Genomic DNA, 25,016 nt, shown 5'->3' on the forward strand with positions numbered 1-25,016 from the left:
CGATGACGTGTCAACTCGCAGGCGTGCGCGATTGGCGGTTACGGATGATCGTAGCCATGCTGCGGCGCATTCTATAAGGCTTGAGTTTCCAGCGTGTTAACCGGGCGTACGCCGGGATTGGGCTACGCGAGAGGCTGCAGGGCCAAACTGTCCGCCGGGTGCGAGACCGCCGCCGGCACCAATGATTTCTCGATCGCCCGCGCGGCGCGTTTCAGCGCGGGCACGAATGAGAGGGCGCGTTCGAGCGGCAGCCGCGTGATCGGCCCGTGCACGGCGACGGTGGCGCAAAGGCGATTGCGGGCGTCGTAGATCGGCACGGCGGCGGCAGCCATGCCTTCCATGAACTCGCCGTTGTCGGTACCGACCGCCGTCTTGCGGATTGTCGCCACTGCGCTTTCGATCTGCGGCGCGGTGGTGAGGGTGTGCGGCGTGTAGCGCTGAAGCGGCTGCGAACGCAGCAGCGTTTTACGCAGTGATGGAGCGAACGCGAGAAAGATTTTGCCGCTCGCCGTGCAATGCAACGGCACATGCGAGCCGATCTTCAAACGGAATTGCAGCGGCCAGTCTGACTCCACGCGATCGAGATACGTGAGCCGGTCGCCATCGATCATGGTGATGTTACAGGTCTCGCCGATCTCTTCCACGAGCGAGGAAAGGATCGCGCGCCGCGGCGCCATCGCAAACGAATGACGCATGCCGTCGAGCGCAAGGCTCGTGAGGCGATGGCCGATCTCGTAACGCCGACCATCCACGGCACGCCGCACGAAGCCGAGTTGTTCAAGCAGCGAAACGAAGCGATGCGTCGTCGCCTTCGGCAATTGAATCGCTGACATCAGTTCGCTCAGCGTCGGCGGCTCATCCGCTTTCGCGATGATCTCCAGCAACAGCAGTGCACGTTCCGAGACCGAGGATGTTGTCTGCATCGTCATCGCAGGCCGTCCCAATGAATGAGTTCGCGAGGATTCATCCACGTTGACAGAAGTACGTATGACATTCAACTTTTTAGGACAAAACGTCTCAATAAATGGAATTTTTGGGTAGGGAATGTCAGAGCAAGTGGAATACATCGTTGTGGGTGCTGGATCGGCGGGATGCGTGCTCGCCAATCGCCTCAGTGCCGATGGTCGGAACAAGGTGCTGCTGTTGGAGGCAGGACCGAAGGACAACTATCTCTGGATTCACATTCCCATCGGTTATGGGAAGACGATGTTCCACAAGGCCTACAACTGGGGGTTCTACACAGACCCCGAGGCCAACATGAAAGACCGCCGCATCTATTGGCCGCGCGGACGCGGCCTCGGCGGCTCAAGCTCCATCAATGGTCTGATCTTCATTCGCGGCCAGCGCGAGGATTACGACCACTGGGCACAGCTCGGGAACACCGGGTGGGATTGGAACAGCATCCTGCCGTACTTCATCAAATCCGAACACAACAGCCGCGGGGCGAGCGCAACGCATGGTGGCAGCGGGCCGTTGTGGTCGTCCGACATCGTTGAGAAGAACGAACTGATGGAAGCCATCATTCGCGGCGCGAGCGAACTTGGCGTGCCGCGCACGAATGACTTCAACGGCGGCGATCAGGAAGGTGTCGGCTACTTCCAGCTCTTCACCCACAACGGATGGCGCATCAGTTCGGCAGTGGCGTATCTCAAGCCCGCCAAGGGACGCAGCAATCTGCGCATCGAGACCGATGCACAGGCCACCGGCCTGATCATGCAAGGCAAGCGCGCGGTTGGCGTCAGATACATCCAGAACGGTGTCGTGAAGGAAGCACGTGCCGCGCGCGAGGTGATCCTCTCGGCCGGCGCATTGCAGTCGCCGCAATTGTTGCAGCTCTCGGGAATCGGCCCTGTTCCCCTGCTGCAGCGTCACGGCATCGACGTCGTGCACGATCTGCCCGGCGTCGGGCGCAATCTGCAGGACCATCTGCAATTCCGCCTGATGTTCCGCGTCTCGAAGCCGATTACCACCAATGACGATCTGCGGTCGCTGGCAGGGCAGGCGCGCATCGGCCTGAAGTGGTTGATGAAGGGCACCGGGCCGCTCGGTATCGGTATCAACCAGGGCGGTCTCTTCACACGCGTGCTGCCGGGATCGACCTCGCCGGATATCCAGTTTCACTTCAGCACATTGTCCGCGGACATGGCAGGAGGCAAGCCGCACGACTGGTCGGGCTGCACGTTCTCGGTGTGCCAGTTGCGGCCGGAATCGCGCGGTGTCGTCGATATCAAGTCGGCCGATCCGCTGGAGCCGCCGTCGATGCGGCCGAATTATCTCGCGGCGGAGACCGACCGCATCTGTGCGGTGGAGTCGATCAAGTACGCCCGCCGTCTCGCGGCGACCGATGCGCTGAAGGACTACATCGCGGGCGAGTACAAGCCCGGCGCGCTGGTGCAGTCCGACGACGAAATCCTCGATTTCGCACGCGGCAACGGCGCGACGATCTTCCATCCTTCCGGCACCTGCAAGATGGGCTCTGATCCCATGGCCGTGACCGATGCACGCCTGCGCGTGCACGGCATCGATGGGCTGCGCGTGGTGGATTGCTCGATCATGCCGACATTGGTGTCGGGAAACACCCACGCACCAGCGGTGATGATCGCAGAAAAGGCCTCCGACATGATTCTCGCGGACTCAAAAGAAAGTTCGATGGCGGCTTGAAAGACGGAATGACGAACAAAATGAAAAGGGGAGAGAAACAGTGGTCAAGGATGCATTGCTCAAAAGGGTAGTTATCGCCTCGCTAATCGGGGCAACGGTGGAGTGGTACGACTTCTTCCTTTATGGAGTGGTCGCAGGAATCGTCTTCAGTAAACTTTATTTCCCCGCGGGCGATCCGGTGATCGCGACACTGTTGGCGTACACGACGTTCGCGGTCGGCTTTGTGACGCGACCGCTCGGCGGCGTGATCTTCGGTCACTTTGGCGATCGCATTGGCCGCAAGAGCATGCTGATCCTCACGCTGATGATCATGGGCGTCGCGACGTTCTTGATCGGGCTGGTGCCGACCTATGCGCAGATCGGGATCTGGGCGCCGATCCTGCTGCTGACGCTGCGCGTGCTGCAGGGCATCGGGCTTGGCGGCGAGTGGGGCGGCGCAGTGCTGATGACATATGAATACGCATCGCCGGACAAGCGCGGGTTCTATGCAAGCCTTCCGCAGATCGGCCTGTCCATCGGGCTGTGTCTTGCATCGGGCGTCGTCGCGTTGCTCTCGTTCACGCTCACCAACGAGCAGTTCCTTGCCTGGGGCTGGCGCGTCGCTTTCGTGCTCAGCTTTGTGCTGGTGCTGATCGGGCTCTATATCCGGTTGAACATCATGGAGACGCCGGAGTTCGCCAAGCTGAAGGACAACCGCCAGGAGGTGAAGGTGCCGTTCGCCACGATGATCCAGGATTATCCGAAGGAGATCATCGCCGGTATGGGCGCGCGTTATATCGACGGCGTGTTCTTCAACATCTTCGGCGTCTACTCCATCGCGTATCTCACATCGCAGCTCAAGATTCCGCGCACCGAAGCCTTGCTCGGCGTCTGCGCGGCGGCGATGGTGATGTGTGTGTTCATTCCGTATTTCGGCCGCGTGTCGGATCGCATCGGCCGTACGCGGACCTACTTCTGGGGCTCGCTGATCACCGGATTGTCGGCGCTGCCGGCGTTCTACATCTGGATGACATATCCCGGACAACCGATCCTGGTGTGGGCAGCGCTGATCATTCCGTTCGCAATCTTCTATGCCGCGATCTACGGGCCGGAAGCCGCGCTGTTCTGCGATCTGTTCGGGCCGCATGTGCGCTACACGGGCATCTCGTTCGTCTATCAGTTCTCCGGCATCTTCGCGAGCGGACTGACACCAATCATCGCGACGTATCTGGTGCAGCGTTACACAAGCAACGCGGGATGGGCGATCGCGTGGTACTGCGTCTTTGCCGGTGTGGTCTCCGCGCTGTCGGCGCTGTGGATCAACAGGCTTGCGAAGACACGGCAGCAGGAAGAGCAACTTGTGGCAAAGCCGCTCGCGGCGTGACGTCGGCACGAAGTAACATCTCGTGCGGCAAACAAGATGGCCCGGTGTTACCGGGCCATCATTCTTAGGATCTGTGCGATAGTGGTTTCCGCGAGGAAAATGACACCACAACCTGAATAGCCTAAACGGACGCGGGCGATCCGTTATCTACTCAATTGATCCGTTTCATCTGAAGCAAAACGGTCGCGTTGGGTCCACGTTGCCGCCAAAGTTCCGCCCTCCCAGCATGTTTGCTTTGCATCATTCAGTGCCTCGGGTCGCGATTTCAGATCGCGTTGTACGAGAAAGAAATTCCAACTTTAGCGGGTTGCCAAAGCACGATCTGCGCATTTCGCAGTGGTTTGTCGCCAGACGGACCTCGATCGCTGTTGGTAAGAGTTCAGATATAGAGGCTGCATTTGGTTGACATCAACAGGCTGCTTTGTTGTCCGAGATGCCACTCGGAATTGCATCTGGACCAAAACCCAATTCGCTGTACCGGAATCCACTGCACCTTTTCGAAGGAGGGATTCCCGCGCGCATCTGATCAACCGGTGCTGATCGATTTCGAGCGCAGCATCTTCGATCGCGCGGCGTATCACGATCATCGTGGATCGGTGTTCAAACGTGACGATACCGGCAAAGGGCTTCGCGTCCGCGTCCGTCGTATGCTGACCGGCGCCAATCCCGTCACGCCCACGAAATCACGCGAGATGATCGCGATGATGAAGCGATACACGCCGCGGCCCGTTGTGCTCGTCATCGGCGGCGGGGCCATCGGGGCCGGCGCGGATGCGCTGTATGCAGATCCCAATATCGAGGTTGTAGGGACCGATGTCTACGCTTCGCCGAACACCAATATTGTCGCCGACGGTCACTTCCTGCCGTTCCGTGATGCGATGTTCGATGGCGTCTGGATTCAGGCCGTGCTCGAACATGTGCTGGAGCCGCAGGCGGTGGTCGAGGAAATCCATCGCGTGCTGAAGCCGAACGGCGTCGTCTATGCCGACACGCCGTTCATCCAGCAGGTACATGAGCAGGCCTATGATTTCACGCGCTTCACGCTCAGCGGCCACCGCTGGCTGTTCCGCCGCTTCGAGGAAATCGATTCCGGCGCTGTCGGCGGAGCAGGGAAGGCGCTGGTGTGGTCGCTGCGCTACGTCGCGCTGTCATTGGGACTCGGGACGCGTCTGGCGACGGTGGTGGCCCTCCCATTCTTCTGGTTGCGTTATATTGACGACTTCGCGAAGCCCGGTCCGAAATCGGATGCGGCCAGCGGTGTGTTTTTCTTTGGCCGCCGGTCCGACCGCGAGCTGAAGGCCAAGGACATGCTGCGCTACTACGCGTCGAAACGCTGATGATGCGATATGGACGTCCTCGATTTAAATGCCGATGGCATCTTTGACCTTTGAAGCCGTGAACGGCAGGTCCCGCAGCCGGCGTCCCGTTGCATCCGTAATGGCGTTGGCGATTGCTGCTGCCGTCGGGCCCTGTCCGGCTTCGCCGGCGCCCAAGAACGGCAAGCCGGGCCGGTCGACGATGTGCACGTCGACGACATCCGGAACGGCATCGAAACGCAGGATCGGATAGGTCGACCAGTCGATGGATGTGATCCGCGCGTCGTCGAACGTAACGCCTTCATACAGCGTCCAGCTTGTCGCCTGCAGGATCGCGCCTTCGATCTGATTGCGAACGCCGTCCGGATTGACGATTTGACCTGCATCGACGGCACTGACGGCGCGGACCACGCGTACGCGCCCCGTCTCTCGGTTGACCTCCACCTCCATCGCGAGCGCGCAATAGGCCGCGAGGTTCTTGTAGCGCGCGAATGCAAACCCACGCCCGCGTCCTTCGATCCGATTGTAGTGCGCCCAGCCGAACTCATCCGCCGCACGGACGATGACGTCGCGGCCGCGCTCGTCGGTCAGATGAGCGAGACGAAACGCGACCGGATCGTGGCCGGCTTCGCGCGCGAGTTCGTCCATAAAGCTCTCGATGGCGAAAACGTTGGTGTACGCGCCGAGCGAGCGCATCGCGGAGATCCGCAGCGGCATATCGGGCAGGAAGTGATGCACCACGGTCGCGCGGTTGAGCGCATAGAGTGGAATCGCGTTGCGGTCTCCGCCGCCTTCCGGCAGCGGCAATGGTGTCGGCGGCGGCAGCAGGAACGGGCTCTCGATGTGCTGCGCGGCGAGTAATGAGCCAGCCTTGCCTGGACGCATGGAGTGGGTATTGCTCCAGACATCGTAATTCCAGTCGACGATCTTGCCGCTGTCATCGAGCGAAGCCGACGCTTTCGTGACCATCCCCGGTCCAAAAGGCTCCCAAGCGTGCTCCTGTTCGCGCATCCACTGCACGCGTACAGGTGGACCGTTTAAGGCGAGTGCGATCAATGCTGCGTCGGCGGCCGCATCGTCAGCGCCGTTGTGACCGTAGCAGCCCGATCCCTGCACGTGGATGCAGCGCACCTTGTTGTTGGGCATCTTGAGCATTTCGGCGATCGCGGCCCGGTCTGGATAAACGCCCTGCGTGTGGGTCCAGATCGTCAGCTCGTCGCTCTGATACTGCGCCACCGCACAGGATGGACCGATCGATCCATGGGATTGATAGGGCCGGGTGTAAGTCGCCTCGATTGTCGTCTTCGCCTGATGGGTGTCGTTCTTGATGTCGAGGATCGTGCTGTCCTTTGACGGCATGGCGCGAATGACATCGGGCAGGGGCTTGTTTGCAGGCAGAGAGGGCTTCTCCAGCCAGTGAGCTGATACAGCCAGGGCACGCATCGCCTTCACAGCCTGGAATTCTTCCTTGGCGACCACGGCGAGGAAATCACCGTTGCGGATCGTCTTCATAACGCCCGGCATCGCATCGATGGCTGCGAGGTCGACGCTGTCGAGTTTTGCGCCATAACTCGGCGGGCGCACGACGCGGGCATGCAGCATGCCGGGCAGCCGCATGTCCTGCACATAGGATTCTCCACCGGTGACCTTTGCCGGGATATCGACGCGCGGCACCGACGTGTTCATAACCTTGAACGCCAAAGGGTCTCGGAAGTTGGAGACCGGCTGTGCGGGAATGTGCGGCGAGGCACTCTCAGCCAGTGAACCGTAAGACGCATTGATATTTGTTCCGACGATCGTTCCCTTACCGTCGGTCTTGAGTTGATCTGGTGACGTACTGAATTTGCGTGCGGCCTCCACGATCAACAGGTCGCGCATCTGTGCCGCCGCGTTACGGATCGCAGTTGCGCTGTCCTGCATCGAGTGACTGCCGGCGGTATAGCCCTCGTTTACCGTCCGCCCAGTGTCGGCTGTGACGAGCTCGATGCGGTCGAACGGCACGTCGAGTTCCTCGGCCGCCACCTGGATCAGCGCGGTCTTGATGCCCTGTCCGAGTTCGGCCTTTCCGGACAGCACGGTGATGCTTCCTTTCGCATCGATCCTGATCCAGGAATCGAGATATGGGTCCTTGGCTAGGCTTCCCGGTAATTTCACTGTTGGTTTGGCGCTCGCGGTGGGATCTGCTTTCTCCTGAGCCAACACCGGTGAGAGCGAGAAGCTGACAACGAGCGCGCCGCCGCTTTTCAGGACAGAACGGCGCGAGATAGGATCGAAAGGGGCGTTCATCAGGTGGCTCCCTTTGCTGCAGCTTTCTGCATGAGGTTGGCGGCACGGCGCACCGCTTTCAGGATCCGCATATGCGTGCCGCAGCGGCACAGATTGGATTGCAGCGCGCTGCGGATGGCGTTGTCGGACGGATTGTTATCCTGCGCGAGCAGGGCCTGCGCCCGCATGATCATGCCGGCGATACAGTAGCCGCACTGCGCAGCCTGTTCTTCAATGAACGCCTGCTGGATCGGCGCAGGGTTTTCTTCGGTACCGAGGCCCTCCACTGTGGTGATCTTGCGTCCCTCGAACAGTGCGATGGGCATCACGCAGGAGAGTACGGGTTTGCCGTCGGCGATCACCGTGCAGGATCCACACTGCCCAAGCCCGCAACCAAACTTGGCCGCATTGAGTTGCAGGTCGTTACGCAGGACGTAGAGCAGCGGTGTATCGGGCGCCGCGTTGACGGAGTGAGTTTGGCCGTTGACCATCAGGTCCATGGAAGTCTCCGTTAACGGGCGGTCGATGATGTCGAGGCCTGCGCCTCGGTTCGTATTGTCTTCAACTGATCCCGCACGTTCGGCCACGGCGGTTTCTGCGCAAACCGTGTGCGAATGTACTGCGTCAGCGCGATCACTTGCTCGTCCGTCAGCGTGTCGGAAAAGCCCGGCATGATCGGCCCCCGGGCACCGCTGGTGGCCGGAACACCCCCAAGGATGACGCGCAACGCATTGCGCGGATCATCGGCGCTGACGGTGGTGCTTAATGCGAGGTTGATGCCGCCGTATGGCACAGGACGGCCGGCATCATGGCATGACGCACAGGCGCTTGCATAAAGCACTGCGCCTTTGTCGTCGGGCGACTCCGCCATGGCCGTGGTCTGGCTTCCTGCCGATTGCGGCTTGCTGCCGGTGCCGGACGTATTGTTGTTTGACAGGAGAGGACTATTGCCATCCTTGCGCTGCTGCTCTGGAGATTTCTTCATGAGCGACGCGACATAAACCGCGATGGCTTTGACATCCCCGTCCGATGCGGTCGCGAGATTGCCGACGACCGGCCCCATCGGTCCGCGTGCGACGCCATGGAGGCCATGCCATCCCTGCCGCAGATAAGCATTTAGCGAATCCGCATCCCACGGAATCGGCGCCTGTGAGGCGGCGTTGATGGTGAACGCATGCCAACCTTCCGCATCTCCGCCCGCAAACGTCTGATGGGTCTTCTCCGCGCCGAGCGCATTGCGCGGCGTGTGGCATGCGCCGCAATGGCCGATACCTTCCACGAGATATGCGCCGCGATTCCATTCCTCGTCGTGCGATGGATCGGGCGAATACGGCCCCTGGCGCAAGAACAGCATATCCCACGCAGCGAGCAGCGGACGGATATTGTACGGAAATGAAAGGTCGTTCACCCGGGCCGGGGCATGAACAGGCGTCCGCGTCATGAGGTACGCATAGAGCGCACTGTTATCGTTGTCCGAGACCAGCGTGAAGTGATCGTAGGGAAACGCGGGGTAGAGATAGTTGCCCTTGCGATCTACGCCTGTTCGCATCGCGCGCTGGAAGGCTTCTTCCGACCAGCTTCCGATACCGGTTTCGGGGTCGGGCGTGATGTTGGTCGAATAGATTGTGCCGAACGGCGTGGGAATATCACGGCCGCCTGCGAAGGTTTTTCCACTTTCAGTCGTATGGCAGGTGTTGCAGTCACCCAGCGCCGCAAGGTCGGCGCCGCGCTTGATCAGGGATGCATTGAATTTTTGTGCGGTGCCAGATGGAATGGCGGCGATTTCCGGGCTGCGGACGGCAAGGAACGTGAGAGCGATCACTACAGCCGCAGCCACAATTACAATCATTGCGAGTTTGACAGTGCGCATGTTGACGTTCGTAGCACCGGAGGTTGATGTCAGACGCAACCACGCTACCGTTTGTTCCTGACGAAGTGTCTAGAAACACAGACCTTTGCTCTGAATTTTCCGTGAGGAGATTCGGACATTGCATCGCAATCCGACGATTGGGCGTCCGATGCTTTTCCACTCTAAGGCGTGGCGAAATAGCGACAATTGTTCCAATCGCTTTGCCGTCGCTTCAATTGGCGCTTCGGGTGCTGGTTCTTCGGCGTGTTGGCTTAATGCCCCGCCGGTTTGTGCGAGGACCGGTCGACCGACCGCAGAGTCAGCGCAAGCGGCACCAGGATCGCCGCCATGGCGGCGAGAATCACGAATACGTCGATATAGGCCAGGAGGGTGGACTGCGCTTTCACCAGTTGTCCGATATAGGCCATGCTGGTGCCTGACGAGCTTCCGGTGAAGGTCTGCGCCTTGAAGTAGTTCTGAATCTGGTTGAGCGTGTCGTGAAAGAACGGATTCCACGATCCGACATGCTCGACCATGCGTGACTGATGAAACTGCTGGCGCCGCGCCAGCATGGTCTGCGTCAACGCAACGCCCATCGATCCGCCGAAGTTGCGCGCGAGGTTGATCATTGCCGAGGCCTGATCGGTCTTGTTCGGCGGAATGCCGTCATAGGATGCGGTGGTGATCGGAATGAAAATCAGCGGCAATCCGATCCCGAGGTAAATGCGCGACCACGCGAAGAACCAGAAGTCCACATCCGGTGACATGCGCACCAGATCGATCATCGCATAGCCCGCAACCGCCGCGCCGATGGAGATCAGGTATTTCGGCTGCACGAAGCCGAGCCGTCCGACCACCACCATCATCACCATCGTCACCAGGCCACCCGGCGAGATGGCGAGACCGGCCAGCGTCGCGGTGTAGCCGAACTGGTCCTGCAACAGTTGCGGCAGCGCCTGCGTGGTGGCGATCAGCAACGCGCCGGTGCCGAGCATGATGACGAAACACGTGCCGAATTGCCGTCCCGCCAGCATCTTCAGGTCGATCAGCGGCTTCTCGCGGTTCAACTCCCACGGAATGAACAGCAGCAGCGCGACGGCTGAGATCGCTGCAAAGGTGATGATGAAGGTGGAACCGAACCAGTCCTCGATCTGGCCGCGATCGAGCACGACCTCAAGACTCCCGAGGAAAGTCGCCACGAGCAGGAAACCGATGATGTCGAAGTTCGGTCCTTTCTCCCAGAGCTTCTTGCGCTCCGCGGCGCGCCGCGGCGAACTGGGGATGATGAAATGGATCAGAATGAGGGAAGCAATGCCGACCGGTACGTTGATGAGAAAGCACCAGTGCCATGAGAGATTGTCGCTGAGCCAGCCGCCGAGTGTTGGTCCCACCACCGGTGCGACAACGACGGCGATGCCGTAGAGCGCAAAGCCCTGGTTGCGCTTGCTTGGCGGAAAAGCAGCGGCAAGGATCGACTGCGCTACCGGCGTCATGCCGCCGCCCGCAAGGCCCTGCATCACACGGAAGATCAGCAGTGCCTGCAGGCTCCAGGCGAGGCCGCAGAGCAGGGAGCTGAGCGAGAACAGCGCGATGCAAACCAGAAAGAAATTTTTGCGGCCGAACATCTCGGCGATCCAGCCTGACGCGCTCAGAACGATGGAGTTGGCGACAAGATAAGTGGTGATCACCCATGAGGCCTCGTCAGCGCTCACGGCGAGGCCGCCGGAGATATAGCGCAGAGCCACGTTGGCGATGGTGGTGTCGAGCACTTCCATGAAGGTTGCCACCGCCACCAGAACCGCGATCAGCCATGGATTGGCGCCGCTATATTCGGATTGTTCGGCGTCCGTGCCGGCCATTACGCCATGCTCCGCTTAGCGCACGGTGACGCGCGGCACCACCGACATGCCGGGTCCGAGTTCGACATCCGGGCGCTGCTCGAAGGTGATCTTCACCGGCACGCGCTGCACCACCTTGACGAAATTACCGGTGGCATTTTCGGCAGGCAGCAGGCTGAACGCGGTGCCGCTGCCGGGCTGCACGCTATCGACGCGACCTTTGAACACGCGGTCACCGAACGCGTCGATGCTGATATCGACCGGCTGCCCGACGCGCATGTCGGCCAATTGCGATTCCTTGAAGTTGGCCGTCACCCAGACGTCGAGCGGCACCACCACCATGATCGACTGTCCCGGAGAGGCGAGTGCGCCGACCGCAGCGGTGAGCTTGGCGACGCGCCCATCCACGGTCGCGCGCAATTCGGTGCGGCCGAGATTGGCGTCGGCCTGTGCCTTCTGCGCCTTGCCCTGATCGACCTGCGCGGCGGCGGCAGCCTTTTGCGCCACCAATACATCGATCTGACGTTCGGCCGAAATCTTCGCGGAGTTGGCTGCATCGAATGCGGCCTGCCGGGCCTGCAGGTCGGTCGCGGCCTGTTGCGCGCGCTGCACGGTGCCGGCGCCTTTTTGCACGAGATCCTGGTAACGGTTGTTTTCATCCTGCGCGAACTTCAGCGCCGCTTCGGCTTGCGTCACCTGCTGTTCGGCTTGCTGGATCTGCGATTTCTGCGCGTTGATTTGTGCCTCGAGATTATTCACGCTTGCTTCGGCCTGGCGGATTTGTGCAGCCGCCTGATCGACGGCAGCCTGATAGTCGCGCGGATCGATCTTCGCGAGCAGGTCGCCCGCTTTCACGACCTGATTGTCCGTGACGTCGACCTCCACGATGTTGCCGGTGATCTGCGGGCTGACCAGCACGGGACGGCTGTCGATGAATGCGTCGTCCGTCGTCTCGAAATGCCGCGCGTGCAGATACCACGCGATGCCGGCAATCAGTCCGGCGACGATCAAGCCGAGGCACACGATCATTGCGATGGGGTGCTTGCGAAACGCGCCCTTCAGCCCGCCGTTCTTCTTGCCGGCGGTTTCATCTTTGTCCTGCACGCGATCGGGCTGCTGCGGACGCTCCGACTTTGCTGTCGGATCGGTCGTGCGCCGGTTTTGCGGATCCGCATCATCGCGGGCCTGCGCATTCAGCGTCGCGTGTGTTGAACTCATACAGCTTTATCCTGTTGTCGTCGGATCTCGGAATGCGGCGCAGGTTTCCGGTTACCAAACGAAACAGGGTGCGAGCAGTTCCCGCCATGCATTGAGCGAATGTTGCATGCGCGAATTTGGCCAGCGGGATGGCGCTGTCAAAAGCTTGCTCACACTCTATGGAGCTTGATCTCAAAACATTGTGTGAATCCGCCTGCGAGCATGATTTCGCAGGCGGTACAGAATCGGCAGCAGCGTGCTCACTTCACCAGCGGGCACTCGCTTTCCGAGAGCGGACGGAAGGCTTGATCCCCGGGAATAGTCGCGAGCACTTTATAATAATCCCACGGATACTTGGATTCGGCCGGTGTCTTGACCTGAACGAGCAGCATATCGTGAACCATGCGTCCATCCTTGCGGATGGTTCCACCGCGCGAGAAGAAATCATCGACCGGCATCTCGCGCATCTTGGCCAATACAGCCTGGGTGTCCGTGGTGCCCGCTGCCTTCACGGCTTTGAGATAATGCGCGACTTCCGAATAGACGCCGGCATGGGTCATGGTCGGCATGGCATTACGACGGGCGAAGAACTTCTTCGACCATGCGCGGGTGTCGTCGTTGAGGTCCCAATAGAAGCCCTCGACGAACGTCAGACCCTGCGCCGTCTGCAGGCCCATGCTGTGGATGTCCGAGATGTAGACGAGCGGCGTGACGATGATGTGGTCCTTGTTCAGACCGAATTCAGCCGCCTGTTTCACGGAATTGATGGTGTCGGACCCCGCATTGGCGAACGCGATCACTTTCGCTTTCGAGGCTTGAGCCTGCAGCAGGAATGAACTGAAGTCCGAGTTGTTCAGCGGATGGCGCACGCTGCCGACCACGGTGCCACCGAGTGCGGTGAGGGCCTTGGAAGCCTCCGCCTGCAGCGCTATGCCAAGGGCATAATCCACCGTCATGAAGAACCACTCTTTATCGCCCTTTTTCACCATCGCCTTGGCGAGACCGGCTGCATTGGAGTAAGCGTCGTAGACCCACTGGATGCCGTTCGGCGAGCATTGCTTGCCGGTCAGTTCCGTGGTGGCAGCGGTCGCATAAAGCGCGATCTTGTTCTTCTCCTTGACGAGTTGTTGGATCGCCAGCGCAACGGCCGAGTTCGGCATGTCGACCACGACATCGACACCATCGACATCGATCCAGTGCCGCACAATCGTGGTGGCAACATCGGTCTTGTGCTGATGATCGGCAGACACGATTTCAATCGGCCGGTTGCCGATCTTGCCGCCGGCATCTTCCGCCGCCATCTTCGCCGCCTCGACCGAACCGAGCCCGGCCTGGTCCGCATAGAGGCTCGACATATCGCTGAGAACGCCGATCTTGATCGGCTTGTCTGAGGTTTGCGCGCGGGCTTCAAGGCTTCCGAAAAGCAGGCTTCCAAAAAGGATGGTGGAAGTCAGAATGGCGAGTGATTTCATTTGAAACGTCATTGGTCACCTTCCGCTGTTACGTTAACGCAATTGTTCACTTCGTCGCCGGAAGCCCGACGACGGCCTCGATCTCCACTTTCATTTCCGGAAGCGCGAGCCGGCTCACCTCGATGAGCGTGCTGGCGGGACGCGCCGAGCCAAAGAACTCCTGCCGCACAGGATTGATCTTGGCGCGGTCGTCGATGTTGGTCAGGAACACCGTCACTTTGAGCACATCGGCCATGGTGGCGCCTGCCGCATCGAGCGCGAGCTTAAGATTCACCAGGATCTGGCGGGTCTGTGCGGCTGAATCATCCCCACCGACGAGCTGACCCTGGCCGTTGTGCGCGGTGAGGCCGGACACGAACAGGATGTTTCCGAACCGCACCGCATCGGTGTAGTGACTTAAAGGAGCAGGGAGCCCGGCAACCTTGAACTCCTGGCGCTCGGGCGAATGAGACTGCGACACCGTCGTTCTCCTTGGACTTAATCACCTGGAAAAGCTTGCCGGTGTCTCCGCTGCCGTCTCTGCGCCAGCGGAGAAAACGGCTTGTTCGATTCGTCAGATGGCCGCGATGGTCTGCACCTCCACCAGGAACGGCTCCTGCACGAGCCGATCGATCATCAGCATGGTGTTCGGTGGATATTTTCCGTTCGGAAACATCTTCGGGAATTCGCGCAGGCGGAATTCCATGAACTTTGGAATGTCCTGCGAGTGAACAAGATAGGTCGTGAACTGGACGACGTTGCCCCAGGATGCCCCGGCGGACTTCAGGGCTGCTTCGATGTTTTTGAAGACCTGCCTGGTCTGGGTATCGAAATCGCCGGCGCCAATGATGTTGCCCGCGGAATCTCCCGACAGCATGCCGGCGATGAACAAAAACTCGTTCGCCTTTACACGGGTAACGTGAGTGTATTGCCCCATCGGGGGCCCAAGTTCGTCCGGATTGTAGATGTTGATGTCTGCGGCCATGGGTTTTCCTCTCTTCTTCTTCGGGGTTGAACGAAGTTCTTTTGTTGCGCTGAGGTATGCCGAATGGTGCAGCGATCGAGTGGATCGCGCATGCCTGCGTAATCGGCGAGGAGGGGATCGGTGAGAGCTGCGACGAGCCAGCCCCCGGCCATCAAAGCGCCTGGCATGTGCCGCGCTGCGGTACGAACGGTCATGAGCTTCATCGGCAAGTCACCCATTCTGGATTCAAGCGTGAAGATCGGTTTCTGCTTTCGCAGATGCGGCGTGCGCTCAGTCGAGGGCCGCTCTCGCGGCGCCATGAATTGTCCGCTTCAGGCGCCTTGTGAAAGGCAACCATTTTTGAATACAATATACAATATGGACAGGTGATAAATTCATGGCAAAAGCCGCACAAATCAACAGCATTGCGAGCGTTTCCGAGACGCTCTACGGGCGCCTGCGGGATGGAATCCTCTCGGGTGACTTCCCGCCGGGGCTTGTGCTGCGTCAGGAGGAATTGTCGCGCCGCTTCGGTGCAAGCCGTGTGCCGTTACGTGAGGCGATGACGCGGCTCGAGGTCGAAGGCCTGGTGGTGCTCAGGCCGCGCCGCGGCTACGCGGTGCTCTCACTTGAGCCGGCGGAAATTCGCGAGATCTTTGAGTTGCGGGCCGTCGTCGAGGAGCACCTTGCGGGCATCGCCGCGAAAACCAGAACCGAGAAAGATGTCGCGGCCGTTCAGCAATCGCTGTCGCGCATGGAGCGGATTGCGGCGAAGACGCCAAATCAGACCGACAAGTGGATGGATGAAAATTCGGAGTTTCACGCGCGGCTGTTGGGGGCGGCGCATCGCCGCCACGCCGGCCGTTTCGCTGGCATGCTGCGGGATCAGGTGGAGCCTTACATTCGGGTTGAGATCGGCCTCACCAAGGAGGTGATGCAGGCAGAGGATGAGCATCGCCGGATGTTCGATGCGTTGCGGGCCGGCGATGCGCCGCGCTTGCGGAAGCTATGCCGGCAGCACTGCGAGAACACGGCATCGCGGCTGATCAAGGCGCTGTAGTACGCGTCTGTGTCTGCGCGCTCGAGGTTTCAACCCTCGCGGTTTCCATCGTGGACGGAACGAAAATGTGTCGGGGGCATTGCCATCGTACCTTGTGTTCACAGGGAGGTGACGATGCGAAAGATCATCATCGCGGTCGCATGCGTGACACTGCTCGGCGGACCGGCATTTTCCCAGACCAGTCAGCCCCAAGGCGGCGCCAGCCAGAGCCCGACATCGGAGATGTCGAAAGGTGGCACGAAGAAGGGAAAGAGCACGACGGGAATGTCCGGCAAGACAAGCCAGAAAATGCAGAAAGAAGGCCCAAAATATCAGGCACCGAAATACTGATCGGCTCAAATGAAAGTCGCGCCACGAGCGCGGCTTTTTTTGCAATCCATTGAACGCGCCCTCATTACGTGGAAACCGACATCTTGGCGATATCGCCTGCGTTCGCCAGCGTTTCCACGTTCCAGCATGTGTCCATCACCTGACGGATCCTGGCGGCCGGAATGATGCCGTCCGCCAGGTCGTTGAATTTGGCTTCGAGCTGCTTATCGGTCATGGGCACCTCGACGCTACCGATCGCATGCTGAATGTATTTGTGCAGCGAGCGGCCGTCCTTGGTGACGATGGTCATGTCCACCTGTGCCGCCTCGATGCCCGGCGTTACCACCGGCATCACCTTGGAGCGCAGTGCGACAATAGTCGGGTCTTTCGCCGCGCGGTCGCTGAACTGCTTTTCGCCACCTGCGCCCTCGACGATCCCCACAGCTACGGCGTGATAAATGCTGAATTTGCTTTCAAGGCCGGTCTGCGGCGTCTTCTTGCCGGTGAGTTCAAGCACCAGCGGATGAACTTTGAGATCGACGCGCTCGATCTGGTCGGCGGTCAGCTTGTTCTCGTTGCGCAGCTGAACGGCGGCGTCGATCGCCGGGTGCATGACGATGCCGCAGGCGAACGGCTTGTAGGTATTGAGGGCTGCCTCGTAACGCTTGCCGAGGTCGCCGGTGATCTCATTGTAATCCTGCTTGGTGCTGATGGTGTTGGCCCAGCCGCGCTTGGCCTCGATCATGCCGTCGGAGCTGGTGAAGTTCTTCGAGGCGAGCGTCGCCGCGAAAATACCGTTCGCGGCGGCTCGCCCAGGATTGAAGCTCTTGTTCATGGAGCCAAAGGATTCCCGCAGGCCCACCGGCTGTGACGCCGCGAGGCCGAGCGCCCATACCATCTGCTCTTCGTTCAGTCCCATCAGCTTGCCGATCGCGGCCGCAGAGCCGAACACGCCGGCGGTGCCGGTAATATGCCAGCCGACATCGTAGTGGTTGGGATAGACCGCGTTGCCGATGCGGCATTCGGTTTCGATGCCGAGCACCAGCGCATTGAGGAAGTCTTTGCCCGAGACGGGCTTCATTTCGGAATAGGCCAGGATCGCGGAGGCCACCGGACCGGCGGGATGGATGATCGTCTTCAGGTGGGTATCGTCGTAATCGAAGATGTGGCTCGACACACCGTTGATGAAAGCGGCGTTCATGATGTCGAAACGTTCGTTGCGGCCGAGCAGGGACGCCTGCTGCGGGCCGGAGAACGGCGCGAGCGCAGACACGGCGATGTCCACCGTCTGGTGATGCGAGCCGCCGATCGCGACGCCGACCCAATTCAGCAGCGTGCGCACGCCTTCCTTGCGTACATTGGCCGGCAGATCGTCGTAGCGCGCGGTGACGACGTAATGCGCGAGCGTACGGGTGACGTCTTTCGGCGCTGCAGGCTTTGCGGCTTCACCCGATGAGGCCTTCGGGGCCTGCGCAAACGCTGCTCTCGTCGCTGTCGCGGCAAGGGGCAGGGCGGCCGCGGTCTGCAACAATGTCCTGCGATCGGTGAGCGGCATGGGTGTCTCCCTTGAATGGGTTCACGGCGGGGTAAACGTTTTTGTTTGGGTCGGCGCAATCTGCCACGGCGGGCGCCGCAGCCGCTCTCACTGTGCCGTGAACGTGTGGCGTTTTCAGGCCTGTTTGGAAAGTCAGTAGGTGGTGTCGTGCGGGTCTGCCCGATGCGGAAGGGTGGCGGCGAATTGCTGAACGATCCAGTCGATGAAGACGCGCACGCGGGGTGAGAGCTGGCGGTTGCGCGGATAGAGTACCGAGACCGGCCCGGGCGGCAGGGAATATTCGGGCAGAACGCGCACCAGCCGGCCTTGAGCGATGTCCTGCTCGACATGGAACACCGGCATCTGCGCGAGTCCGAGTCCGAGGCGTACGCCGTCGAGAAAACTCTCAGTCCCGGTCACCGAAAACGGCGAGGGCATCTCGATGCGTTTGATGCCATCCGGCTGCACGAATTCGAACGGTGTCAGCGCGCCGGTGGTGAGCGAGCGCAAGCTCACGGCGCGATGGTTTGCGAGATCATCCAGCGTTTGCGGACAGTCATAACGTTCGAGATAGGCGGGTGCCGCGCAGGTGATGCGCTCAAGCATCGTGACGTTGCGCGCGACGAGATCGCTGTCGGGCAGTGCTCCGTAGCGCAGCACGCAGTCCACGCCTTCGCGCACCACGTCCACCCAACGATCGCTCTCGCTCATCGCGATCTCGATATCGGGATAGTTGGCGAAGAACTGCGGCAGGCCGGGCATGATGAAATGCCGCGCGAGCGTGCCTTGCACTTCGACGCGCAGCGTTCCCTTCGGAATAGCACCGCTGAACGCGCCTTCGGCATCTTCAATGTCGTCGAGAATGGCGAGACAGCGCCGGTAATAAGCCTCGCCGTCGAGTGTTGGCATCACCGTCCGCGTGGTGCGCTGAAGCAGCCGCACGCCGAGGCGTTCCTCCATTTGCCGGACCACCTGGGTCGCGGTGGAGCGCGGAATATCCAGGTCGTGGGCGGCCTGGGTGAAACTCCGGCGGTCCACCACCCGGGTGAACAGCCGCATGGCGTCGAGGCGGTCCATGGTCGCTATTGTTCCAAATTTGCGAACAGTATTGCTGTTCCTAGGATGATTATCTCCGAAAATCCAGGGTGTATCTCTTCATCCATCAGCTTGAGACCGGGCTTCGGCAAATCCAGGAGATCAAAATGACCAACGAAACCAACAAAGTAGCAATCGTCACCGGCTCTTCCCGCGGGATTGGTGCGGCCATCGCCGAGCGGCTCGCGGCGGACGGTTTCACCGTTGTCATTAATTATGCGGGCAACGCCGGTGCGGCCGAAGCTTTGGCCAGCAAGATCGAGAAGGCCGGCGGCCGCGCCACCACCGCCCAGGCCGATGTCAGCGATCCGGCTGCGGTTGTCCGGATGTTCGATGCGGCAGATGCAGCGTTCGGGGGCGTCGATGTGCTGGTGAACAATGCCGGCATCATGCACCCGACCACGATCGCCGACACCGACGACAAGCTGTTCGACAGTCATATCGCGATCAACATCAAGGGCACCTTCAACACCCTGCGTGAAGCATCGAAGCGCCTGCGCAACGGCGGACGCATTATCAACATCTCCACGAGCCAGGTTGCCATGCTTCACCCGACATATGGTGTCTATGCCGCGACCAAGGCTGCGGTCGAGGCCATGACCCGCGTCCTGTCCAAGGAATTGCGCGGCCGTAATATCACCGTCAATGCCGTTGCACCGGGCCCGACCGCGACGAAGCTCTTCATGGACGGCAAGCCGCAGCAGGTGATCGACAACCTGACCAAGCTTCCGCCGCTGGAGCGCCTCGGTCAGCCGGAAGATGTCGCCAACGTCGTCGCGTTCCTTGCCGGAAAGGATGGCGGCTGGCTCAACGGCCAGGTGCTGCGCGCCAACGGCGGGATCATCTGATCATCCTCCTCATCTCACTCAACTCACTCGTCAACCTGATCGTCTCATCACAGCGTCCGCCCTGAGCGCGGACGCCAACAGAGGAACTGTGTCATGTCCAACGTCACCTCAAACGCAAACACCACCGCTTCAAAGAAAATCGTTCTCGTCACCGGCGCATCCAGCGGCTTCGGCCGTCTCACCGCCGAAGCACTCGCCAAAGCCGGCCACACCGTCTACGCCTCCATGCGCGATGTCGCAGGCCGCAACGCCAAGAACGCTGCCGAGATGGCCGAGACCTCCAAGCGCGATCATGTCGATCTGCGGGCCATCGAACTCGATGTGCAATCGGAGCCATCTGCGAACACTGCTGTCGGGAAGATCATCGCCGAGAGCGGCCGCATCGACGTGCTGGTTCACAACGCCGGACACATGATGTTCGGTCCGGCGGAATCCTTCACACCGGAGCAGTTCGCCCAGCAGTACGATGTCAACGTGCTCGGCACCCAGCGCGTCAACCGTGCGGTACTCCCGCATATGCGCAAACAGAAGCAAGGCCTGCTGGTGTGGGTGTCGAGCAGCAGCTCGGCCGGCGGCACGCCGCCTTATCTCGCGCCGTACTTCGCCGCGAAGGCCGCGATGGATGCGCTCGCCGTTCAGTATGCACGTGAACTGACACGGTGGGGCATCGAGACCTCCATCGTGGTGCCGGGCGCCTTCACCAAGGGCACCAATCACTTTGCGCATTCAGGCCGTCCGGCGGATGAAGCGCGCCTCGCCGAGTACGAAGCCGGTCCTTACGAGGGCTTTGGCGAACAGGTGCAGCAGGCCTTCGCTGCTATCGTGCCCGACGATGCGGACGTGACGGGTGTTGCTGATGCCATCGTCGATATCGTCGACATGCCCTTCGGCAAGCGGCCGTTCCGCGTTCACTACGATCCCACGGAGGACGGCGCCGATGTCGGCTTCACCGTGCTCGATCGCCTACGCGCCGAAATGCTGCACCGGGTCGGCTTATCTGATCTGCTGAAGCCCGCGAAGCTGGTCTGAGGACTCACGCGCTGCTGCTGGTGCTTCGAAACACGCGAGGCAATCTTAGTGAGCGTTGCCGCACCCAGCGAGACGAAAAAAAGGCCCCGGGGATTCGGGGCCTTTAAGTCTGAACTGGAGAGTTCTATGGGTTGTTTTTATTAGTACCTGGCAACAACCGGGCTGGCCCAGTTGAAGTGATAGTTCACGCCAACCTTCACAGTGTGCAGGTCGTCCTTGTAGCTGAGGACCGCAGGGTTCCCGAGAGCCGAGAAGCCAACGTTCGTCGTGTCGAAGTTGTAGTACTGGTACTCGACCTTCGCCGACCAAGCCGGAGCGAACATGTATTCGAAGCCGCCGCCGACGGTCCAACCGGTGCTGTTGCGATCGGTCACTGCCGGCAGGAAGCCCGCAGTTGCTTCGAGGCCGTTGTTGTCACGGAACGCGACACCGCCCTTGGCGTAGATCATGCCCGGACCCCAGGTGTAGCCGAGGCGGCCGGTCACCGAGGCCAGCCAATCGGAGCGATCACGGAACGAGTTGAACCCGTCGCTGAACGTACGGTTGTTGTTCGACAGGCCGCTGATCTGGCCTTCGATACCGACCACCCAGTTCGGAGCGAACTGATAGTCAGCGCCGATCTGGCCACCGCCGAGGAACGCAGCGTCACGGCTGCTGCCACCCAGCAAGCCGTAGTTGCTGGCGAAGCTGTCATCACCGCCGAAAGCGGCGCCCAAGTGCGCACCGACGTAGATGCCCGTCCAGTTGAAGATCGGCGCTGGCGCATAAGCCGGAGCCTTGGTGTACGTGCGGGCCGGCAGGTCGGCCGCGAACGAGGCTGTTGAAGTAAGCACAGCAGCGGAAGCTGCCAGCAGAGCGATACGGATACGCATGGTCTTCCCCGTGTTTGGCGAGAGCTGCCCGAAGGCGGGAGCTCCTCCCCGTTTGAATTGGGCGGACGCTATCGGCCGTCCAGTTAATGGAGAATGGACAGCGGGGCGGTTGGTTGCGGGCCTCTCTAGAGCGGCATCACTTTCTCTTCGACCGTGACAAAAAAGACACGAATAGGGCCGAAATCGAAACGGTTCATTAAGCTTAACACATTGATACCGCTATCGATTCGTTCGATGGCGCGGCCTCCCTCCCGCGGCCTGACCAGAGATGGCGCAGCCACCTTGAGCGCGGCGAGGGCAGGAGAGAGCGCCGCCCAGCCTGGGCCCGCCTCGCAGCATGGTCTCTTTCGGAACGGCATCGTCGCCGCACGGTTTGCCTCATGGGCTTGTTTCAATTCCGTGAGGTTGCTTGATGACTGAGATCGACGTTCGCAAGGGCATGCCCTCGAGCAGGATCGACAAGGATGAATTCGTTCGATGCTACCGTGCGCGGTTTGCCGATCCCGCGCGTTGAGCGAGCGCGCGCGGGTCGCGCTTTGGCGGACCGATCACCTACTGTTGAACAGCTCATCAAGATGGTAAACGCGATGTTAATCAAATCGACTTAAAAGCGGCTTCGAGCAGAATGCGCAGCTCCTGCCATGGTCACCGGCCATGGGGCAGGTGACTTGTCCCATCCCGCTATACCCGCATCAGAAACTGCGTCGACTAGCGCTCCGCCGTTCGGACGTTATGCTCAATTCCTCTCGCCGAAGAATCCGCAGGCCTCGCAATCGGGCCTTCAATGAATCGGTTCGCCGCCACGTTCAGCGCTATGTGGGGCGGGCGTCGTGAAAGCATCCCTCGATAAGCAACGCGATGCGTTCCTGATGCCGGCGGTGGATCGCATGGGCCACGGCCAACTCACACGGATGGCATTCAATGGCGTCAATCTGCTTCCGCTTTGGCAACAGTTGCTGGAACGGGTTGGCGATGGGTTCGCCGATGCCGGCGTTTATCTCGACCTTTCACTGATTGCACAATTGGCTGGGTCTAAAGACGTCGGATTGGCGATGCAGAGCGAGATCCTCGCCGTCCATCGCTTGTTTCGATCGCCGTGTTCGTCCGAAAATCCCCGCTTGCGGGTTCTGGCACTCGCGGCTGCGATCGATATGGGGGGAAATACCCCCATCGAGCACCTCCTCGAGGATGCCGATATCGAACTCCAGACCTTGTATGTCGTCCCCGGTACGAAACTGCCGAGTCCGCTGCCGGAGCACGATATCGCGATCGTGATCGCATCCGATTCCGCCGAATGCCGCCCGGCGCTTGAAGAGATCGATCAGCTCGTGCCGCATTGGCCGCGCCCCATCCTTAACGTGCCGCGTTTGATCGCCAATCTTGATCGGGACAAGTTGCATCACCTCCTGAAGGACATCGAAGGGATCGATATCCCCGCGACGGTCGGGTGCAGCCGCCTCCAGCTAACAGATGTTGCTCTCGGAATTGGATCCGTGACGGATTTCGGCAACGACATTGCGTTTCCGATCATCGTGCGGCCGCGCGGATCGCACGCGGGTGTCGGTTTGGCGAAGCTCGACGATCCAGAAGCGTTTTTCGGCTATCTCGATGACCGAACCGAGAATGATTTCTTCGTCTCGCGCTTCGTCGATTATTCAAATGAAGATGGGCTCTTCCGCAAATACAGGATCGTTGTCATCGATGGCAAACCTTTCGCTTGCCACATGGCGATCGCGGATCAATGGAACATTTGGTATCTCAACGCGGGCATGTCGCTGAGCGCGGAAAAGCGCCTCGAAGAGGCGACCTTTATGCACACCTTCAATTTTGGGTTTGCACTTCGCCACAGCCGCGCGCTGACAGCCATGTTCGAACGTATCGGTCTTGATTATTTCACGGTCGATTGTGCGGAAAACAAAAACGGTGACCTGGTTATCTTCGAGGCCGACAATACCTCTGTCGTCCACAACATGGATTCACCCGAACTATTTCCCTACAAGCCACCGCAGATGCGGCTGATTTTCGAAGCCTTCGCTGCGATGCTTGTTCGCCGCGCATGGCAAGATCAGCAATTCGCGGCGTAATTGCCTCCTAGGCATCATCGTTCCAGCCAGCGCCATACGGCAGTCTTCAGGAAGTCTGCATCGGCTGGGTTTCTCGCCGGATTTCCCGCGCGATGGCCCCAGACGCTCGGGATCGGCAGCAGCTCGGCTGAAGCCAGATGCTTCATTTCGAGTTCGTTGTCGGGGACACGGAAATAGAGATCGGTGTCGCCCGGCATCAGCAGGACACGCGCCTTGATCGATTTGAGCGCATGCTCGAAGTTGCCTCCATAGAGTGGATTGGCGCTGATGTCGCCGTTGGACCAGGTGACGAGCTGCGCGTAGCAATTGGCGGCGCGGCGGCGCCCAAACGAGGCTTCCCAATCGTTCTTGATATATGTCTGAAGGTCGGACGCACCGAGTGCGGTGAGGTGCAGCTTCTCGCGGTAGAAATCCTGGCTTAGCCCCCAGCCCGCATAGATGTGACTGAAGGCGCGCATCGTCAGGCGCGGTTCTTCCTTGAAGCGGCCATCGCCAAGATGTTCGGGTGCCGCCTCCAAGGTGCGCAACAATCCGGACAGGAAAACCTTGTTGTGCTCAGCGGTGCGGGCGCTCCCGCACACTGCGATGATGCGCGCCACCTCATCGGGAAACATCGCCGCCCAGTGATAGGCCTGCTGGGCGCCCATGGAGAAACCGTAGACCGCATGAAGCTGCTCGATGCCGAATTGTTCGGTCAGCAGGCGGCGCTGCGCTTGCACATTGTCCCACGACGTCACCAGCTTCGGATAGTCCGGCGTCTCAGCTGCGCCGGACGACAGGCCGTTGGAAAACATGTTCGGAATGATGATGAACCATCGAGTGGGGTCGAGAATGCCGTCCGACCCGATCAGCCATTCCATATCGGTGTGCTGGGCGGAAAAGCTGGACGGATAGAGCGCCACGTTGTCTTTCTGTGGCGACAGTGTGCCGTAGCTCTTCCACACGATGCGCGCGTCGCGAATGACTTCGCCCGACTGCACTTGAAAATCGCCCAGTCGAAACTCGCCGGTCTTCGTAGGCCAATCCATTTTTCGCAACCTCTCCGATGAAGCTTTTCACGTCTTATACGTTGTGACGAGGCAATGAGCTATCGCCGCTGATCATGGCACCACGCCGGCGGTGGGGATTGCTTCGGTACCCCCGTTTGAGTGTCATCGCCGTCGCGTCAAGCAGCGGCCTGCTGATCGGGTAAGGACCCTCGCGCGCTGCATGCGGGCTCCGCGCGCTGCGATCTCGCCACGCGTTCGGTCCCGCGCTAGGAAAGCCTGATTTTCCGTTTTT

The 25,016-nt window shown here is 60.4% G+C and carries 21 protein-coding genes; 8 read left to right on the top strand and 13 right to left on the bottom strand.

What is annotated here, in order from left to right:
* Positions 1-122: 122 nt before the first annotated feature.
* Positions 123-929 (bottom strand): IclR family transcriptional regulator, encoded by an 807-nt coding sequence (locus tag ACP0KA_RS18180; RefSeq protein ID WP_424630128.1) that lies wholly within the window; start codon positions 927-929, stop codon positions 123-125.
* Positions 930-1,044: 115 nt separating this feature from the next.
* Between ACP0KA_RS18180 and ACP0KA_RS18185 the strand changes: the two genes are divergently transcribed.
* From ACP0KA_RS18185 to ACP0KA_RS18195, 3 genes are all read left to right on the top strand, one after another.
* Positions 1,045-2,661, top strand: a complete 1,617-nt coding sequence (locus ACP0KA_RS18185) for a GMC family oxidoreductase (RefSeq protein ID WP_424630129.1) — start codon at positions 1,045-1,047, stop codon at positions 2,659-2,661.
* Positions 2,662-2,701: 40 nt separating this feature from the next.
* Positions 2,702-4,024, top strand: a complete 1,323-nt coding sequence (locus ACP0KA_RS18190; RefSeq protein WP_424630130.1) for an MFS transporter — start codon at positions 2,702-2,704, stop codon at positions 4,022-4,024.
* A gap of 533 nt (positions 4,025-4,557) precedes the next feature.
* Positions 4,558-5,361 (top strand): class I SAM-dependent methyltransferase, encoded by an 804-nt coding sequence (locus ACP0KA_RS18195; RefSeq protein ID WP_424630131.1) that lies wholly within the window; start codon positions 4,558-4,560, stop codon positions 5,359-5,361.
* 24 nt (positions 5,362-5,385) lie between these two features.
* On the opposite strand, the gene ACP0KA_RS18200 is transcribed toward ACP0KA_RS18195, so the two are convergent.
* From ACP0KA_RS18200 to ACP0KA_RS18235, 8 genes are all read right to left on the bottom strand, one after another.
* Positions 5,386-7,626, bottom strand: a complete 2,241-nt coding sequence (locus tag ACP0KA_RS18200) for a molybdopterin cofactor-binding domain-containing protein (protein WP_424630132.1) — start codon at positions 7,624-7,626, stop codon at positions 5,386-5,388.
* The gene (locus ACP0KA_RS18205; RefSeq protein ID WP_424630133.1) at positions 7,626-8,105 is read right to left on the bottom strand and encodes a (2Fe-2S)-binding protein; all 480 of its coding nucleotides are present in this window, start codon (positions 8,103-8,105) and stop codon (positions 7,626-7,628) included. Before ACP0KA_RS18205 ends, ACP0KA_RS18200 begins: the two co-directional genes overlap by 1 nt.
* An 11-nt stretch (positions 8,106-8,116) precedes the next feature.
* The gene (locus ACP0KA_RS18210) at positions 8,117-9,475 is read right to left on the bottom strand and encodes a c-type cytochrome (RefSeq protein ID WP_424630134.1); all 1,359 of its coding nucleotides are present in this window, start codon (positions 9,473-9,475) and stop codon (positions 8,117-8,119) included.
* Positions 9,476-9,726: 251 nt separating this feature from the next.
* A complete protein-coding gene (locus ACP0KA_RS18215; protein ID WP_424630135.1) occupies positions 9,727-11,313 on the bottom strand; it encodes a DHA2 family efflux MFS transporter permease subunit in 1,587 nt (528 codons plus the stop codon).
* Positions 11,314-11,328: 15 nt separating this feature from the next.
* Positions 11,329-12,510 carry an HlyD family secretion protein gene (locus ACP0KA_RS18220; protein WP_424630136.1) on the bottom strand — a complete coding sequence of 394 codons (1,182 nt, stop codon included), beginning with the start codon at positions 12,508-12,510 and terminating at the stop codon, positions 11,329-11,331.
* 239 nt (positions 12,511-12,749) lie between these two features.
* Positions 12,750-13,973, bottom strand: a complete 1,224-nt coding sequence (locus ACP0KA_RS18225) for an ABC transporter substrate-binding protein (protein ID WP_424630137.1) — start codon at positions 13,971-13,973, stop codon at positions 12,750-12,752.
* A gap of 34 nt (positions 13,974-14,007) precedes the next feature.
* Positions 14,008-14,421, bottom strand: a complete 414-nt coding sequence (locus ACP0KA_RS18230; RefSeq protein ID WP_424630138.1) for a RidA family protein — start codon at positions 14,419-14,421, stop codon at positions 14,008-14,010.
* A 93-nt stretch (positions 14,422-14,514) separates the two neighbouring features.
* Complete coding sequence (locus ACP0KA_RS18235; protein ID WP_424630139.1) at positions 14,515-14,925, bottom strand: RidA family protein; 411 nt, start codon at positions 14,923-14,925, stop codon at positions 14,515-14,517.
* Positions 14,926-15,301: 376 nt separating this feature from the next.
* On the opposite strand from ACP0KA_RS18235, the gene ACP0KA_RS18240 reads away from it, so the two are divergent.
* Together ACP0KA_RS18240 and ACP0KA_RS18245 are read left to right on the top strand one after the other, a co-directional pair.
* Positions 15,302-15,964 carry a GntR family transcriptional regulator gene (locus ACP0KA_RS18240; protein ID WP_424630140.1) on the top strand — a complete coding sequence of 221 codons (663 nt, stop codon included), beginning with the start codon at positions 15,302-15,304 and terminating at the stop codon, positions 15,962-15,964.
* A gap of 114 nt (positions 15,965-16,078) precedes the next feature.
* Positions 16,079-16,294: a hypothetical protein gene (locus tag ACP0KA_RS18245; RefSeq protein WP_424630141.1), complete on the top strand. Its 216-nt coding sequence runs from the start codon at positions 16,079-16,081 to the stop codon at positions 16,292-16,294.
* 64 nt (positions 16,295-16,358) lie between these two features.
* On the opposite strand, the gene ACP0KA_RS18250 is transcribed toward ACP0KA_RS18245, so the two are convergent.
* Both ACP0KA_RS18250 and ACP0KA_RS18255 read right to left on the bottom strand, forming a co-directional pair.
* On the bottom strand, positions 16,359-17,828 hold the full coding sequence (locus ACP0KA_RS18250) for an MmgE/PrpD family protein (protein WP_424630142.1): 1,470 nt from the start codon (positions 17,826-17,828) through the stop codon (positions 16,359-16,361).
* 132 nt (positions 17,829-17,960) lie between these two features.
* Positions 17,961-18,884, bottom strand: a complete 924-nt coding sequence (locus ACP0KA_RS18255) for a LysR family transcriptional regulator (protein ID WP_424630143.1) — start codon at positions 18,882-18,884, stop codon at positions 17,961-17,963.
* 125 nt (positions 18,885-19,009) lie between these two features.
* Here ACP0KA_RS18255 and ACP0KA_RS18260 point away from each other — a divergent pair, with 125 nt between their 5' ends.
* Both ACP0KA_RS18260 and ACP0KA_RS18265 read left to right on the top strand, forming a co-directional pair.
* Positions 19,010-19,750 carry an SDR family oxidoreductase gene (locus ACP0KA_RS18260; RefSeq protein WP_424630144.1) on the top strand — a complete coding sequence of 247 codons (741 nt, stop codon included), beginning with the start codon at positions 19,010-19,012 and terminating at the stop codon, positions 19,748-19,750.
* A gap of 93 nt (positions 19,751-19,843) precedes the next feature.
* The gene (locus tag ACP0KA_RS18265) at positions 19,844-20,779 is read left to right on the top strand and encodes an SDR family oxidoreductase (protein ID WP_424630145.1); all 936 of its coding nucleotides are present in this window, start codon (positions 19,844-19,846) and stop codon (positions 20,777-20,779) included.
* A 140-nt stretch (positions 20,780-20,919) separates the two neighbouring features.
* On the opposite strand, the gene ACP0KA_RS18270 is transcribed toward ACP0KA_RS18265, so the two are convergent.
* Entirely contained in the window at positions 20,920-21,651 is a 732-nt protein-coding gene (locus ACP0KA_RS18270) for an outer membrane protein (protein WP_424630146.1), read from the bottom strand.
* Positions 21,652-22,520: 869 nt separating this feature from the next.
* Here ACP0KA_RS18270 and ACP0KA_RS18275 point away from each other — a divergent pair.
* A complete protein-coding gene (locus tag ACP0KA_RS18275) occupies positions 22,521-23,735 on the top strand; it encodes a hypothetical protein (protein ID WP_424631651.1) in 1,215 nt (404 codons plus the stop codon).
* Between the two features lie 14 nt (positions 23,736-23,749).
* Here the strand turns inward: ACP0KA_RS18275 and ACP0KA_RS18280 are convergent, their stop codons facing one another.
* Positions 23,750-24,763 (bottom strand): alpha/beta fold hydrolase, encoded by a 1,014-nt coding sequence (locus ACP0KA_RS18280; protein ID WP_424630147.1) that lies wholly within the window; start codon positions 24,761-24,763, stop codon positions 23,750-23,752.
* Positions 24,764-25,016 lie beyond the last annotated feature (253 nt).

Origin of the sequence: Bradyrhizobium sp. SYSU BS000235 (assembly GCF_049747295.1) — a bacterium.
In the GTDB taxonomy this organism is placed as follows: Bacteria; Pseudomonadota; Alphaproteobacteria; order Rhizobiales; family Xanthobacteraceae; genus Afipia.